This window comes from Maribacter sp. X9 (genome assembly GCF_048537565.1).
Lineage (GTDB): Bacteria > Bacteroidota > Bacteroidia > Flavobacteriales > Flavobacteriaceae > Maribacter.
The window spans coordinates 1,708,673-1,726,027 of sequence record NZ_CP183215.1 but is presented as its reverse complement, the minus strand read 5'-3'; the positions used below and the strand labels follow the sequence as shown (position 1 = coordinate 1,726,027).

General features: G+C 36.2%; 13 protein-coding genes. 2 read left to right on the top strand and 11 right to left on the bottom strand.

Annotation, left to right across the window (positions count from 1 at the left end):
* Positions 1–2: 2 nt before the first annotated feature.
* From ACNR9Q_RS07305 to ACNR9Q_RS07275, 7 genes are all read right to left on the bottom strand, one after another.
* Complete coding sequence (locus ACNR9Q_RS07305) at positions 3–980, bottom strand: GNAT family N-acetyltransferase (protein WP_419213949.1); 978 nt, start codon at positions 978–980, stop codon at positions 3–5.
* A gap of 74 nt (positions 981–1,054) precedes the next feature.
* Entirely contained in the window at positions 1,055–1,756 is a 702-nt protein-coding gene (locus ACNR9Q_RS07300) for a WecB/TagA/CpsF family glycosyltransferase (RefSeq protein ID WP_419213948.1), read from the bottom strand.
* A complete protein-coding gene (locus ACNR9Q_RS07295; RefSeq protein ID WP_419213947.1) occupies positions 1,757–2,941 on the bottom strand; it encodes a delta-aminolevulinic acid dehydratase in 1,185 nt (394 codons plus the stop codon).
* Between the two features lie 303 nt (positions 2,942–3,244).
* Complete coding sequence (locus ACNR9Q_RS07290; RefSeq protein ID WP_419213946.1) at positions 3,245–4,306, bottom strand: glycosyltransferase; 1,062 nt, start codon at positions 4,304–4,306, stop codon at positions 3,245–3,247.
* Complete coding sequence (locus tag ACNR9Q_RS07285) at positions 4,299–5,495, bottom strand: O-antigen ligase family protein (protein ID WP_419213945.1); 1,197 nt, start codon at positions 5,493–5,495, stop codon at positions 4,299–4,301. Before ACNR9Q_RS07285 ends, ACNR9Q_RS07290 begins: the two co-directional genes overlap by 8 nt.
* 58 nt (positions 5,496–5,553) lie before the next feature.
* Positions 5,554–7,038: an O-antigen translocase gene (locus ACNR9Q_RS07280; protein ID WP_419213944.1), complete on the bottom strand. Its 1,485-nt coding sequence runs from the start codon at positions 7,036–7,038 to the stop codon at positions 5,554–5,556.
* A 135-nt stretch (positions 7,039–7,173) separates the two neighbouring features.
* Positions 7,174–8,553, bottom strand: a complete 1,380-nt coding sequence (locus tag ACNR9Q_RS07275; RefSeq protein WP_419213943.1) for an MraY family glycosyltransferase — start codon at positions 8,551–8,553, stop codon at positions 7,174–7,176.
* Between the two features lie 485 nt (positions 8,554–9,038).
* Between ACNR9Q_RS07275 and ACNR9Q_RS07270 the strand changes: the two genes are divergently transcribed.
* A complete protein-coding gene (locus ACNR9Q_RS07270; protein WP_419213942.1) occupies positions 9,039–10,421 on the top strand; it encodes an exonuclease domain-containing protein in 1,383 nt (460 codons plus the stop codon).
* A gap of 495 nt (positions 10,422–10,916) precedes the next feature.
* On the opposite strand, the gene ACNR9Q_RS07265 is transcribed toward ACNR9Q_RS07270, so the two are convergent.
* From ACNR9Q_RS07265 to ACNR9Q_RS07250, 4 genes are all read right to left on the bottom strand, one after another.
* Entirely contained in the window at positions 10,917–12,653 is a 1,737-nt protein-coding gene (locus tag ACNR9Q_RS07265; RefSeq protein ID WP_419213941.1) for a SulP family inorganic anion transporter, read from the bottom strand.
* A 69-nt stretch (positions 12,654–12,722) separates the two neighbouring features.
* A complete protein-coding gene (locus ACNR9Q_RS07260; protein WP_419213940.1) occupies positions 12,723–13,508 on the bottom strand; it encodes an aldose 1-epimerase in 786 nt (261 codons plus the stop codon).
* Positions 13,498–14,796, bottom strand: a complete 1,299-nt coding sequence (locus ACNR9Q_RS07255; RefSeq protein ID WP_419213939.1) for a M20/M25/M40 family metallo-hydrolase — start codon at positions 14,794–14,796, stop codon at positions 13,498–13,500. Before ACNR9Q_RS07255 ends, ACNR9Q_RS07260 begins: the two co-directional genes overlap by 11 nt.
* Positions 14,797–14,873: 77 nt before the next feature.
* The gene (locus ACNR9Q_RS07250; RefSeq protein ID WP_419213938.1) at positions 14,874–16,115 is read right to left on the bottom strand and encodes an ABC transporter permease; all 1,242 of its coding nucleotides are present in this window, start codon (positions 16,113–16,115) and stop codon (positions 14,874–14,876) included.
* 3 nt (positions 16,116–16,118) lie between these two features.
* On the opposite strand from ACNR9Q_RS07250, the gene ACNR9Q_RS07245 reads away from it, so the two are divergent.
* A complete protein-coding gene (locus tag ACNR9Q_RS07245; protein WP_419214252.1) occupies positions 16,119–17,354 on the top strand; it encodes an exo-beta-N-acetylmuramidase NamZ domain-containing protein in 1,236 nt (411 codons plus the stop codon).
* Position 17,355 lies beyond the last annotated feature (1 nt).

Genomic DNA, 17,355 nt, shown 5'->3' with positions numbered 1-17,355 from the left:
GTTTAGTACACGAATTTGGAAACATAATGCCCAAGTATCTGTGATGTTTTTAAAGGCTGGTATTTCCAGATTTTAGTCAAAAAATCAAAATCTTTAATTGATGTTGAAGGTTTCTCAGATAAATTATAATAAATGGGCAACTCCATGGGATTCCATAATTTTTTAAAAAAATGTTGGGGACTTTCTTTAGTCGATCTACCAAATGAATAATAGCAATGCCCTTTATCTATAGAAGTCTTGATCATTTCCCAAAACAATAACGCATTCACGTTCTTCTTGTTGTATTCTCCTTCTGTCCCAGACCAACATAGTTCATTAAAACCTAAGTAAGACAATGAGAAACCTGCAGAGATGGCTTTCTCCCCATCATAAATGACCGTGATCTGTACATCACCATTTTCATAGTTTTCAAGTAAATTCCTGAAAAATTGTTTCCCTAAAGGCGGAGAACCGAATTTCAACATTCTTCGTGAAAACACATCATAGAAATCATGTAATAACTCAATGCCACCGGACACCACCTTAAAGTCTAACCTTAAGCATTTTCTAATTTTCTGCCTTAGTTTGGATTGAATAGTCATAATCATTTCATCTTCGGTATTTTGAAGGTTTAATACACAGCTAATTTTTTCATCTGTATAATGTTGTGATAGCCTTAATAAACTTCGTACTTCGAATTTTGAAACATTCAACAATTCAGAAAAATTCAGGTTTTGATAGTTTTCTGCATTTATAATTGGTCCACCATATGAAAAATGGGGCATAGAAACTATTTTGCCGCCCACATTTACGGTTGGCAATACACCTATGATTTCATTATCTTCTTTAACTAAATAGTTTGTAAAAGAGTACCCAAAAGTTTTTGCTAGAATCGGGCCCAGACATGGGTTATGGGCAATGGTAACCATTTGGTTATTTTTTTCCCTTTCGAGAAAACCATTCCACAATTTATTGTCTGTACATTCTTTAATTGAAACCATTTTTTATTTTTTATTGTCGGCTATAGCTTTTTCATTTATACCAACAATCTAAATGCAACTATTTATTTTTGGACTTATAACTTATTGAATATAAGGTTGTAGAAATAGGGTAATAATCTTATATCTCTCATGATACGCTTTCTGGGCTCCTTCAACGTTCTATAAATACCTTCCATATTATGCTCTAACCACCATCTGGGAGCCCTTTGCGTATTGCCAATGTATAAATCGAAACTACCCCCCAAACCTTGATACACAGCAGGATGTCTTACATACATTTTCTCCATCAACAGTTCTTGCCTAGGAGATCCCATTGCGACGAAAATCACATCAGGCTTTTTTTCCTCAATATCACAGATAAGATTGTTGACTTCGGTATCGTCGGATAGATATCCATTCCTGAAATTTAAAATTTGAATCGAAGGAAATTCAACTTGTAACTTACTCACCGTTCTTTGAATAACTTCCTCTTTACCTCCAACCAAATAAAATCCCTTTTCATACTGATATTCTTTGATAATGTCTAACCACAGTTCGCATCCAGCAATCTTGTAAGCTGTCTGATGCCCTTTTTTTCTTAACGCCCATACTGCTCCTATTCCATCAGAATACCCGACATTCCTGTTAATAATCTCCCTTGTTTGATCATTTGCATGGTGAATCTTTTCCCCATTTACCGCAACCAATATTTTCTTATTGGTGAAAGCATATTCCATTAAATGTCTTTTGGATTCTGGTATATAAACCTGAACGCCATTTATTTTTTCCGATTTCATTCAGTTCATCTCTTTTATATAGTTGGTCATTGCATTGAACATAAAAGCATTACTCCAACGCATGTACGAAATTTTAGAACTGATCCGTTTTTTTATTTGATAATAAAAAAATCCCTTCGAGTCCTGCATGTTTTGAATTGTCCAATCCATTACCTTATTGGCTAACATACTATTTTCGGAAAATGTTTTTGTTTTTGACAGGGTAACGAACAATTGGCCTGGGCAATGAATATCAATAGGATAGGTTTTATTATGATAGTACTTAGGGGTACCATCTTGCATGAAAAATGTTCTTAGATAATATGCCAGACCATTTTGTAGATTTTCATCAAAACCTGAATCTCCAGTAGCCTCTCTATAGCTTTGAATGGCATCTAAATTATACCCCGTATGAAAGCTGTCGATCCAATTTTGAACGGGCATCAATCCATAAATCCACGAACCATCTTCCCTTTGAATTTCACAACAAGTTTCTATGGTTTTCTTAGCAAGATCTTTAAGCCTTCGATCTTTGGTATAAAAGAACACTTGGCTCAGAATTTTAGCCCCTAATAAACTGGCATTGATAACCGTATTATTTCCATTTAAGGGCGAATAAGAGAACAGGAACCCTTTTTTTAGTCTAGATCGGCTCAAATCATTTATAACAAATTCGGCAGAGGATATGGCAGTCTGCAAATATTTTTCATCCTTGGTAATTTCAAAAGCCTTTATAAGGGCCTCTACACAAAAAGAGGTAGCAACAATTGTAGGCGTTTCTTTTGGGAACAAGAAACTTAACCTTGCCTGCCAGTCAAAATTATAACCCCAACAGGCCCCACTGTATTCTGTATTCTTACGTTCCAATAACAGATCCGCCAATGTTCTTATCCAAGTCTCAATTTCGGCTTTGCTCCCAAAAGCATCATTCCCTTTTTTTGAAATTTCATATAGATTACAATAACCTGCTAGGAATAGGGCGATACCTTTTGAATTGTGCTGTTTAGGCACTAATAATAATTTTCTGAAGTTAATCGGTGATCTTTTAAAACCTTGGATCCAGAACAAGCGCACAACATCCCATTTTTTAAATGGCAGGGCATTAAAAATTTTAGAGTTCAACCCGTCATAAGGATCCCAACCTTTGAACTGTTCGGCCTCGCAGTATGACTTAAGCTTTAAAAAAGATACATTTACTATTGACATGGGTGATTTGTATAGTCCCTTAATTGAGGTTGAGCACTACAACGTAGGGCTAAATTATCAAGGGAATATCGAGTTACTAAAGAAAGTCGATTAACTACTTTAAGATTCGGAGATATGCTAAAAAAGAGATTTATCTTAAATAAACAGGGCGCTTTATCACTATCCTGTCTGTGGAAATTATTACAAACCATAAAATTTAGCAGTAGTTTCAATTAAATAAAATGCAATCTTACTCATAAAGAACAACGCTTATAAATAAACTTGATTGAACAAAACTAGGGCAGAAAGAAAATACTTTAGGATTTATAAAAATGGAGTCAGTTGACTAAACATTTTTTTGGCCACTTTATCACTCATAACATGCTCGTGGGCATAGGCATAATTAAAATCGCCTATTTTTTCTCGTAAGGTACCGTCAGTAAGCAATAGTCTTAATTTTTCTTCCAAATCATCAGAATTCTTAGGCTTTACAAAATACCCCATATTGCCATCTTGAAAAAAATCCTTTAATCCGCCCACCGCTGTTGTAACTACAGGTTTTCCAAAAGACATGGCCTCTAATACAGAAGTAGGCAGACCTTCACTATAACTGGGCAAGCAATAGATGTCACACTGTTTGAATAAGTTTATTTTTTCATGACCCTCAACATGACCTGCCAAAAATAATTTTGGATTATTACCTACCAACTTTCTTAAATTCTTAAACTCTTCCCCATTTCCAGCAATTACCAATTGTATATTACGATGCTTTTTAAGAAGCTTTTCAAAAGCATCAATGGTTTCGTAAATTCCTTTTTCCCTTAAAAGCCGTGAAAGAAACAGTATCGTAAATGGCCTATTAGAAAAATCTTCAGTTCTCTCTATTCTTGTTTCTTCAAGAAGATTACTGTTAATGGTGGTAGTTGATACAATGATTTCACCTTGATAGCCCCACTTCAATAGCTTATTTTTAAAGTCGCTGGAAAGCACAAATATTTTCTTTGCCTTACCGAAGCTTCCCTGAAAAAAACCGACGTGTTTTTCATCTATTTTCTTTTCGAAATTTAAATCCCATCCATGAAAAAAAACTACGAATGATATTTTCTTTCCATTTAAATATCTGGCAAAAAAAGCATCCCTAAAAAAACTACGACTGCCCAAAGAAGGGTTTAGTATGACCAAATCTGTTTGTGTCTCAGTACTCTTTTTTAAATTCCAAAGATCTAATAATGGTCCAAGAACATTTTTTCCATGCCCCCCTATTTCAAGCGTACGAAAATGTACACCTTTCATTTTATCGAATTCAGGTAACAAAGCATTCCAAAATGCACTTACACCTCCCGGCAGCTTTAAGTTAGGCACTGTTACGATGATTTCTTTATCCATATTTCATCATTCGTTTACGAAGCACATTCTCAAACTCCAATTTAACATAGACCAGTACCATAAAAATATCCAACTCAAACCACATACCTCCTTGAGTCATCATTAACGATACATATAGAAAGAATATAGCCATGGCAAGACGGTAAGACGGAAGCGAATTTCTTTTCCAAATAAATTTAAAAAGAGAAATCAAATATCCTATAAAGAATGTAATACCCAATAATCCGTTTTGACCCAATTGTGTAAAAAACTCATTGTGCGCATACACCGGCAAACCTGTTTTTTGGTAGATATGCATGATCAAATCATAGAAACCAAAACCAAAGAACATTTCAAATACATTCCCATTATACCAGAGTTCAAATGAAGCCATCCAAAACAATAACCTACCCGAACCAGCCGCTGTTTGCTTTCCATTTCGGATATCAAAAATTCTATTGTAAAATGCTTCATTACTCTCCAACAAAATATAAAACCCCAAACCTACCAGCACTACAATTCCTAAACCAGACATTACCTGTTTAAACGTAAGTTTCTTAGGTAAGAACAGAAATACAAGACCTACTATGAACATTAGGTAACCCGTTCGTATATACGTAAGATAAATTAAATACACCCCGTAGAGTAATAGGGCGTAATTCAATTTAGGAAAGCGTATGATCGTTGATTTGGACTTTATATAAGCGAGTAAAATAAGAACAGCTGTAGTAGTGGTAATTGCCGCACCATGAGAATTTTGAAACATTCCAGAATAACTATCAAAGTCTTCAAAACTAAGGGTATCCCTTGCTTTACTTTTTAGAAGTTTAAACGTAAACGGTATACCGGATATAATAATAAACTGTGCAAAACCTAATAAAATTTTGTCAAGTTTACGTATGTTCTTAATATTCCTGTATGCATATTCATACATTAATGGAAACATCATGTAGCGTATGAAATCTACAATTCCATAAAAATAGCTTACCGAAAAGTTTGCGGTTACAAGATTCTTGGTGGCCCTTGCATAAGACCACTTTAGAATAGTCAACTTCTTATCATTTCTTTTTATAAGCACTTGCCAAAATAGAAAAACAAAAAGTGGAATTTTCCAAACCTGGGAAAACGTAATGGGACCAACTTTAACTGGCCCTAAATAAATTAAAAAGAAAAGAATTATATATGGGTAAAAAACCTTAATTACTTTCATCTAACAATTCTGTTTTCTATTTTAAGCGATTGTTCTTTCGGTTTCGATTTTCCCCCAATCATCTCTTTACATATTTTCCCAACAAATCTTTAAAGTGAAGCCGTTTATTCAATTCTACAAACGAATAATACATGGAAACAAGTATAAAAAAAGTACCAATTACATAATTCCAAGGTGATTCGAAAACTTTTGTAATTGTTAAACAAAGAAGTGCTAAAGCAAATTGTATTGGAAAGATCTTTAAAATAGCGACACTAAATCGAAAAGTATATTTTTTTCTGGTAATGAAGTAAATCTGAAGAAGATAAATGAAATAAGAAATGAGATAGGAAACACCTAAACCGTTCAATCCCCAATAATAATATCCGATTAAATTTAAAATCAAGGTATAGACATTACATATAACCTCATTCCAAAAAAACAATTTACTAGCTCCTTTGGCAATAAAAAAGAATCCTAATACCCAAGCCACGACTTTAAAGAACATCCCCAGTGCGGCCCAATAGATCATCTCCCTTATTGGAATGAATTCGGCAGAATAAAGTATAGTTATGATCCAATCAACAAAAACCAAGAACAAAATTAGTACGGGCGCTAAAATTAAAACTGCAATTTCGGCCTGTTGATTTATGAGTGAAATTGATTTTTCACGGTGTTGTATTACAGCAGATAGTCTAGGGAAATAATCTGTTTCCATGGCGGTAAAGAGCAGTCCAACATACGTGGAAATTATGGCGATACCTGCATTGAACAATCCCACGTCCTCCACACCACCTGTGTTATTAATAAATATTCGTATAACATAAGACACGCCCAATACCATAATACCACTTATACTGAGCATAAAACCCATCAAGAGCATTCCTTTACCTTTTTCTTTAGTTTCCTGAAGTGTTATTGGGAGTGATACTCTCTTAACCTTCATTATAAAATAATAGGATACCAAAAAACCCAATACCGAAGTGGCTATCATCGCAGGCACAATTCCTTTCACTCCCATAAAATAGTAGATTGGTATTGACACCATAAGTCCTGATGAGGCACCCAAAACGTTGGCCTTCGCCAAATACTTGAGCTTACGTAAACCTTGCAATAGCACAAAGCTACCTGAGGTAAGTTGATTTAATACTAAGGTAATCGCCAACCAAACAAAGGCAACCGTATAGTCTTTGTTCCCAAACGTCAATTCACTTAGAAATGGAGCTAAAACTAACGTTACCAAAGCACCTAAAATTCCAGTGATCCAAATCCATCGGTTAACTACGGCGATAGTTTTATTCAACTGGTTTTCATCGTGGATTTCAAATACAGAAGCTATTTCCTTAACCCCGCTTATTCCAAGACCGAAGTTCGTTAATGAGCTGATCAGTTTAGTCGTTGACATAATCAAACCTAAAATGCCAATTCCGGCAGGCCCTAACAAAACGGCCAAAATCTTAGAACGTCCTATAGAGATGATAATGTTAAAAACCTGTACGCCTCCGAAAATGGAAGTAGCTTTCATTATCTGTCTATAACTGTTCGTTGTATTATTTTGAGTCACTTAAAAGGTATTGAATTGGTTAGCTCTAAGGGAGCTAAAATCCATATAAGGGTCGTTAGAGGCGGCTGAAATATCAAAAAATCATATTGTCATAGATAGATTCAAGAATCTGCCATTAAACTAATAATGAGATGATTATTTAGAATTAAGTTCACCTGAATCAAACTGAACTTCATTTTTTTCATAATTGCCAGAATCATCTTTATTATCTAACAAGAGTTGAAACTGATCAGCTCTACTCCTTACTAATTTTTCATTAATAGTATTCGTATTGGATTCTAATGAATTATAATTTTTAATGTGACGATTTCCTAATGCGTCTTGAGATTGAAGTGCGACAGAATTGATTTTAGACATCACTTCTACCCTATCAAGAATTTTTTCCGATTTTGAATTCGGCACCTCAACTTCGTCGTTTATTGTAAATTCCTCAAAAACCTTTAGAAATGGCAAAAGGTAAAGAATACAACCAAATAGCACGATAAAAATCAAACTAAGATTAATAGGTAAACCATTTGTACCATACGCAATCAATACCAGAGTCAGGTTAGTGAAAACCAATAATGAAGTCGCTTGTTTATGACTCAAACCAAGGCGCAATAACCGATGATGTATATGATTATTATCTGCTGTAAAAGGACTTTTTTTATCTGCTATTCTTATTGCAAACACGCGCAATAAATCGAACAAAGGAAAAGAGAGAATTGCCAACAATAAAATGGGCATATTTGCTTGAGTAAATCCTGATATCGATTCGAACTTAATGTTTAAAAATTCAATTCCTTGATAAGCTAAAAGAAACCCGATGATCATTGAACCCGTATCTCCCATAAAAATTTTTCTGTCAACCGAAAGGTTGTACTTCAAAAAACCAACCAAAGAGCCTATCAAAATAGCCGAAAGCAAGGTCATTAGAAAATACCCGGACATAAAAAAACAGATTCCAAAACAAAAACTGGCCAAAATTCCTATAGAAGCAGCGAGACCATCGATGCCATCGATTAGGTTCAATGAGTTAATCACCAGCACAAAAACAAAAACAGAAAAAACAATTGAAATAAAATAATGAAGCTCGGCAATTCCAAATATTCCTTGAAAGTTCGTAATTCTCACATCTTGTAGAATACAAACCATAGAAACCGCGATCAACTGAATTACCAACTTCTTTTTTGGAGTGATGAAAACCAAATCATCTTTTATTCCCAAAAATAACAGAATAATGGTCGCAGAAAGTAAAGAAAGTAAATGGCTTAAATCACTTACCGTATTATTTAAGAAGGGTTCAAATAATATAAGTGTCAGAGAAAAAGTTATAAAAATTCCCATACCCCCCAGATTTGGAACTTTACTCGAATGCACCCGACGTTCGCCGGGTTCATCCATTAATCCCTTTGTTTTCGAAACGTAAATTATTATAGGATACAAATTAAATCTAGTGGCCATGATATATGCAACTAGTCCGGAAAGCAGTGCTAAAAGAGGCGAATTTAAAAGTATCTCTTTGATTAAATCCATTTAAATTTAATTTAATGTCCATTTAAAGCATTGAATTGACTTAAATGAAACACATTTGCGTTAGTTCCTTTTTTGATAAATTAACTTCAAGCATAGACCTCGGTCGAAACATGATTTTAACTTATTTAGGTTAAAACTAGGCCGCAAATTTAAAATCACTTAGTTCTCTCGGTATGTTGCAAGCAAATTCGTTGTTCAACACAAAGCCTAGTACCAAAAGGCTCATCGATAAATCACCCAAAGAAAATGCATAACATTTCCATTACAGAAGTTTGTAAAGCAAGCCCTACATGAATAAAGGTTGACTCTTATAGGATTATTTGCTCTCATAATTATCATTATCTTCAATCGCAATCAAATCTTATTCAACTAAAAAAAATATCCAAATTCAAATAGATTAAGTTGTAATAAAAGTTAGGCCGATTATCAATTAGACTTTTTTATGGAAATTCCCCTAACTTTACTTATAAAATCTACATATACTTTTGTACACTATTATTGACATAGAGACTACGGGTAACGGTATAAAAGGAAATAGGATAACAGAAATTTCCATTTTCAAATATGATGGTCACGAAGTCATAGATGAATTCACCTCCTTAGTGAATCCACAATGTGATATTCCGCCCTTTATAACCGGGCTAACCGGTATAGACAATGATATGGTGAGAAACGCACCGACTCTCAAAGAGATTGTAACGCAAATCGATGCAATTACCAAGGAAACCATCTTCGTGGCCCATAGTGTCAATTTTGATTACAATGTCATTAAAAATGAATTCAGGACACTCGGACTTGACTTTTCAAGAAAAAAGCTCTGTACGGTGCGACTATCCAGAAAATTGTTACCTGGTTACAATTCCTATAGTCTAGGCAAATTGACCGCCGCCTTAGGAATTCCACTAACTGATAGGCATAGGGCAAGAGGAGATGCCCGTGCCACTGTTCTTTTATTTCACAAACTGTTGAGGAGCAAAAATGCGGACGTAGTCTTCAAGCAGTTCTTGAATGCCAAATCTCAAGAAGCAACTTTTCCACCAGCCTTACCAAGACAAGAGTATGAAAAACTCCCAAATAGCCCTGGGGTGTATTATTTTAAGGATGCCAAAGGCAAAATCATTTATGTTGGAAAAGCCATTGATATTAAAAAGCGAGTTCTGGGCCATTTTTATGATAAAACGACCAAGGAGGTTAGCCTGTGTGGGGAGACCGTTTATTTAGACTACGAGGAAACAGGAAATGAGCTTATTGCGTTGCTAAAAGAATCTGCAGAAATAAAACACCATTACCCCAAACACAACATCGCCCAAAAAAGAAATATTCAACACTACGGTATATTCAGTTACGAAGATCGTAATGGAATACTTCATTTAGCTTTTAACAAAATAAAAATGACGCCAAATCCCTTGGCAATTTGTTATAGTCCCACAGAAGCTAGACAGTATTTAGAAGAACTCTGTAGTTCTTTTGAACTTTGCCCAAAGTATTGCCATCTTCAGGAGAACATCGCCACCTGTTCACATTATAAAATTAAACAGTGTATTGGCATTTGTTCAGACGTAAATAGGGTAATGGAATATAATGAGCGGGTTCAGCACGCAATAACAAGTCTAAAAGAAATACGAACGCATCTCGCGATTAAAACCCAAGGTCGCCATACAGGTGAAAATGGGTTTGTTACCATTCATGAAAATAATTATTCGGGTTACGGATTTGTGCCGAAGGAAATACCTATTGAAAAAATAGAAGATTTGGAAACCTTCATTATTCCACAAAAAAACACCTTGGAAACGCAACGTATCGTTGAAAGCTACATGAGGAAAAATCCAGAAATGATTTATTCTTTCAATTCTCTAAAAGAATATTAAAAAAACTCATTTTTTCAATTTACGATACATCCGCACCACAAAAAGTAACCACACCGTAAAGACTATGGCTACAAAAATTGAATAAATAAGAACAAATTCCACTACTTCCTATATTTTAGGTAATTCATAAAACCGAGAATGGTCGGTGCCCAAAAGGCAATAAAAATAGCATCCAATTTCTTTCCTGATAAAAACAGTATTTCGGAAACTATTATAATGGATACTACTACCAATAGCATAATGCAATTCATTAAGCCAATACGATTTACAAAATTTTTAAACATCGTTGTAATAGAAATCCTACGTAAAGATATTAATTAATTTCATATTTCTTTAACTCTTATTTGGTTTTTTTTAACGTTTTTAAATAAGACAAAACTTCCTAATTCAATACGAAGCGCACCTATTTCTGTCACTTTATAAAAAATCTAAAAATAGAAGAGTATAAAATATTAATAGCGGATGTTAGTCGAAAAGACCAGCATAACATAAGTCTTATTTACCTTTTGAACCAATACTGTTTTCATAAGCAATTTTTGCAGCCAGTACAGATATTTCATTGGGATTATCGAAAAAATCGACCGCGTCCTTTGTTTTTACGAATAGAAACTCTCGATGTAATTCATTAATGATTCCACTATTGAATATGATGTCGCGCGTTGGCCCAATGGCTCCTGCAATATAAAATTGAATTCCGCTTTCATGTATGTCATGGATCACTTTAGTTAACATATCGGCCGCGGTCGCATCGATGTAATTGATAGCCTCTGCATTTAAAATAACGCCTTTCAGGAGAGACCCTTTTGAGTTGATATGTTTCAAAAGTTCCTGTTTAAAATAGCTTGCGTTACCAAAATACAATTGGGCATCGAACCTTACAATCAATAAATCTACACGCACCTCGACCTCATCGGTAAATCGTTTTACATTTTTGTAATAGTCAGTATTCTTAATATTACCTATTTCTGCGAAGTGTGGTTTTGAAGTCCTATATACCATCAACAATAGTGAACAGAGAACACCTATTAAAATACCTTCTGTTATACCCACGAACAAGGTTACAAAAAAGGTAATCAGTAACACTATGAATTCGTCTTTTCTACTTTCCCATAAGCCCTTTACGTAATTTAGATCTATAAGCCCGAATACCGAAACCATAATAATACTGGCCAAAATAGCATTGGGCAAGTATTGAAATAATGGTGTTAAAAATAATAAAGTTAGTATCACTAAAAGCACACTGAAGATACCGGCCAAATTAGTCTTTGCGCCTGAATCATGATTAATCGCCGATCTAGAAAAACTAGCGGTCACCGGATATCCTTGAAAAAACGAACCAATCATATTAGAGGTTCCCAAAGCAATTAATTCCTGATTCGCCTTAATAGTTTCTTCCCCGCTTTTATCCTCCAATGCCTTTCCTATTGAAATCGCCTCTAAAAAACCGACCAAAGCTAATGCTATGCCTATGGGCAACAACCTCTTGACATCCAAAAGAGTAACCGAGGGAACCCTAATTGAAGGAAAACCCTGAGGAACGAAACCCACCAACTTTATCCCATAATATTCCAATTGTAGTATATATACCGCCAAAATTCCCAGAACTACAATAATCAATATACCAGGTATGTTTCTATTCCATTTTTTAAATCCGATCAATAAAAATATGCCCAAGATACCTATGCCCAAATCGAACCCATTGGTTTGGTCAAGGTTGTAGAAAAGATTCAAAACCAGTTGATGGATCTTATTACTACCTGTAACCGAAATACCCAGAATATGTTTTAACTGGCTTAAAATAATAATAATGGCAGCGGCAGAAGTAAATCCGCTTATAACGGGTCTTGAAAGAAAATTTACTAAAAAACCCATTCGAAGCACTCCTAAAAGTAATTGAATTGCACCGACCATAAGTGCCAAAACCACTACCATCGATATATAGTTCTGTTCGCCAATTATCGTCAAAGAGGCTAAACCAACAGCTACCAACAATGAATCCATCGCCACCGGGCCCACGGCTATTTTTCGTGAGGTTCCCAAGAATGCATAGGCAAGAACTGGAAACAATGCCGCGTAAAGTCCGTGAACAGGAGGTAAACCCGCAACCATGGCATAGGCCATACCTTGAGGAACCAGCACAATACCAACAGTTAGTCCTGCCAGTAAATCTTTAATAAAATAGGATTTCTTATAGGTTGACACCCAATCCAAAAAAGGTAGTACGTTCCTCACATGGTGCAATTAATTAGGTTCAACGGAATGTTTAAAATTATTAGGATATGAATCGTTTAGAAACTAAAACTACATTGGATTTAAAGACACTTTAAATGTCATAGGTTTGTTTTTCAAATACATAAACCCTTCTGCCAGATCCTGCTGCGCAACCGTATACGGATAAAACGTAATAGGCTCTATACAGACCATATTCGGCACTTCGGTCCATAGCATAAAATGACCGAAACCTTCTGTTTTAATTTGTACCGCCCGATCATCTTTTAAAAGAATCGTAGTTGTATCAGGCACTTGTAAGGCCCTACTACCCACCGCCATAATCTCAGGAATCGTTAGCTCCCTATCTCCGGTAAAGATTTTCGCATTCTCTGAACGGATCATAAAGGCCGGGTGATACCCCAACATAAACGGCATGCCTTCTTCTCCAGAAATGGTAAACGTAATTTCCAATCCATCCTCTTTAAGTTCAAACGATTTTTGAAATTCAAAATCATAGGGCCAACTCAATTTTTCTTCATTTGATTTATTAGGATACTTTGAATTGAGCACCACTTTATTGGCCGAATATTTCTTGATGAAAACAGCACTACTTTCAGACGTTTTAGTCAATCCATAATTCATTTCCCTAAGTAGCCCATGTTGATCTTGTATGGCAGTACCTTTTAGTGTCTTCACCCTGAAATCAGCTTCATTGGTCGGGCCGATGATCGGAAACATTTCGGTATCTACATTTCGCCAACCTGGATTCCCTTTTTGGTGCATGAACTCATGACCGTCGACTTGGTAACTTACTAATTCACCCCCATCAATTTCCACATGATGATTTCCTATATTTAACTCTGTGCTATTGCTCATTGATCAATCTATAAATTAAAAGTGCCGTTCTTTTTGTTAGTGCTTCAATAGTATTCAAATTAACTGTTTCCTCTGGAGTATGTGCCGCATTCCCCATTGTTCCCAATCCATCTAGACAATCTACGTATTCGGCCACAAAAGAAGTATCTGCCGCACCCCTTTTACCGGGATCGTAGGCCAGTACTTCACCCTGTCCTAAATCTAAACTCACTTTATTCAATTTTTTCAATAGCGTTTCGTTGCCAGACGTTGGCTGCATGGCCGGGTAACTATCGGTAAAGGTTATCGTTGCCGATGTGTGTGGTAAATTCTTGGAAACCACCTCACGCATTTTCGTACGTGTTCGCTCCTTTTGTTCTTCGGATATAAACCGGAGTCCGCCACGAACTTCTGCTTTTTGTGCAACGACATTGGTCTTACCAAAAACTGTACCTTCGCTTTTCTTATCATCGAACTCCACAAAGGTTCCTCCAAGTAAGGTTCCAGGATTGAAGGTCAACAAATCTTCCCCTTTTACATCGGTATAAAATCCATTTAAAATTCGAGACACTTCAAAGATGGCACCTGCACCAACATTCTCACTGAAAATGCCTGCCGAATGCGCTCGTTTACCTTCTACTTCAAGTTTCCATCCCGACGAGCCCCTACGGGCAACCGTGGCATAATTAAACCCGGTAGAATTTTCGAACCCTAGCGCAATATCACTTCGTTTTGCGGCATCAATTAAATCTCTTCTACTTTTTTCCAAAGGATTCCCAGAACTCTCCTCATCTCCTGTAAAAGCAACAATTATCTGTGCATCGTTTAAAAGACCATTTTCCTTTAAAGCCTTTAGGGCGTACAATATAATGACATCGCCCCCCTTCATATCATTACCGCCAGGGGCGTGGGCCATAGAATCATTGACCATTTCGAAAGTCTGAAAGGGGCTGTCTTCTTCAAAAACGGTATCCAAATGACCAATCAGTAACAGCTTCTTGCCTTTAGTACCTTTTATCTCAGCAAATAAATGTCCGGCCCTATTCATTTCATCGGGCATTGGTATCCAAGTAATTTCGAATCCTATCCCTTCAAAAGCGGTTGCGAATTCTTTCCCCACTTTTTCGACACCTGCTAGATTCAAGGTACCGCTATTTATATTAACCACCTTTTCTAAAAATGATATGGCTTCCGGATTATTTTGTTCGATATTCTTTACAATTTTTATTTCCTGTTTACTCAGTTTTTGCGCATTTAGGCCAACGAAGAAAAAAATAGTAGCTAGGGTCAATAATAACTTTTGGTGCATGTAGTGTGTTTTACCTCAAATTTACCAAAAAGAGTGACAACGAAAGTAGAAAAGGAGTATTAGCTTTTTAAGAAGGTCTATTCAAACCGAATGGCCTTTACCGGGGTTATTCTTGTAATGATATAGGAAGGAATCAATAACATCAATAAACAAAGTACCAAAACCCCGATATTTAAAAGAAGAACAATCCACAAATCTATACTTACCGGAATATATTCGATATAGTATTCCTTTGGGTTCGGAAACTTGAACATCCTAAATTTTTCTTGAAGAAAGATAACTCCAAGCCCGATTAAGTTTCCCCAAAAAAGTCCGACCCCTATTAGGTAAGCTGCATTGTACAAAAAGACCTTGCGAATGCTCCAATTGGTAGTTCCCAAGGCTTTTAAAATACCGATCATTGGTGTTCGCTCCAAAATCAATACCAAAAGTGCCGTAATCATGTTAATGCCCCCGACGATAATCATGATTCCAATGATAAGGGCAATATTGAAGTCGAACAGCCCGATCCATTCAAAAATCTTGTAGTATTTATCCTTTATGGTCTTGGTATCCAAGCTAGACACCGTTTGCCCATAAATCTCATTGCTTTTCTCGTCAATATCTTCAAAATCATTGAGAAAGACTTCAAAATTACCCACCTCGGTATCGGTCCATTTGTTCATGCGCTGAATGTGACGGATATCCACAAAAATGTAAAGTCCGTCAATTTCTTCAAATCCGCTATCATAAATGCCAACAATGTGAAATTTGCGTTGGTTCGGAATTTTGTCGGTTGTATCATCCCGAAGGAAAAATGTAAAAAACGAATCGCCAACTTTTAAGTTCAACCGGTTCGCCATTATTCTTGAAATCAAAACATCAGAATTGAGCTCACCACTATAGTCTGGCAAGACGCCGTCGACCAAATATTCTTTCAACGCCGCCCAGTTATAGTCCTTACCGACACCCTTCGCGATAATTCCTTCAAAGGTCTCTTCGGTCCTGATAATTCCCGCTTTTGTAGCCACGGCCTGAACATGTACAATTCCATCTATGCTCTTAAATTCTGGATAAAATTCCTGTTCTGTACTCACCGGAACTACAGAAACTTCAGAATTGTTATTATCGTAATTGTAGATCTGTATATGACCATTGAAAGCGGTCACTTTTTCTCGAATTTTTTGTTTTAACCCTAAGCCTGTAGCAATGGCAATCAACATCATGATCACACCAATGGCAATTGCTGCAATCGCTATTTTTATTATTGGTGCAGATATACTAATTTTATGCTCCTTACCCTTTATGAGCCGTTTGGCAATAAAATATTCTAGATTCAAATGATGTTATTTTTATCCAGTTTCAAAAGTACAGTTTTATTATGGTTTTTGGTATTGACCACTTGTGGAAACCCAACGGCGAAAACAGACACCGATCATGAAGGCGCGACCCTACTAGAAAACTACAAAAAATATGACTCGGTTTTAGTCGCGGCAAACCGAACAGTAGAATACATACCTTTATTAAAAGGAAAAAAAATCGCCATTGTAGCCAATCAAACGAGTGTGATCTTCAAAAATGATGGATATACCCATTTGGTCGATTCATTGGTAGCCTTGAACATAGAAATTACAAAGGTTTTTGCCCCGGAACATGGTTTTAGAGGTCAAGTGGATGCCGGGGAACACGTCAAAAACAGTACCGACACCCAAACAGGACTCCCGTTAATTTCGCTTTATGGAAAAAACAGGAAACCGAGCCAAGAGCAATTGGATGGTTTAGATATGGTTCTGTTCGACATACAGGATGTAGGAGTACGTTTTTATACGTACATAGCCACCTTACAATTGGTTATGGAGGCTTGTGCGGAAAAAGGCATCCCCGTGATGGTACTGGACAGACCCAACCCAAACGGACATTATGTGGACGGCCCAACTATGGAGGCAGAGCATATCTCGTTCTTAGGGATGAATAAAATTCCCTTGGTTTATGGTATGACCATCGGTGAATATGCCCAAATGATCAATGAAGAAGGTTGGTTAGCCGATGGCGGAAAAGCAGACCTTACCGTAATACCAATGCAGCATTGGTCACACGAAACCTTTTACCATTTACCGATACGCCCCTCTCCCAACCTTCCCAACGACACATCAATCACCCTTTACCCCAGTCTGGGACTTTTTGAAGGTACTAATGTAAATGCTGGAAGAGGTACCGAGTTTCAATTCCAAAGGTACGGAGCTTCGTTTTTAGATTCTACCGCATATGATTTCACCTATACCCCCAAACCGAATTTTGGCTCAAAACATCCAAAGGAAGAAGGGAAATTATGTTACGGCAAAGACCTATCTAAAAGCCCAAGAATGAATGAGGTTACTATGAATTATATAATTGATGCCTACTCACATGCAGCAGAGAAAAGTAAATTCTTTTTGACCAGTGGTTTTACCAAACATGCCGGAACCGAAAAATTACAAAAACAAATTGAGGCGGGACTTTCAAATGCTGAAATAAAAGCATCATGGCAACCTGATTTAGAAAATTTCAAAAAGATACGGGCCAAATATTTGATTTATTAAA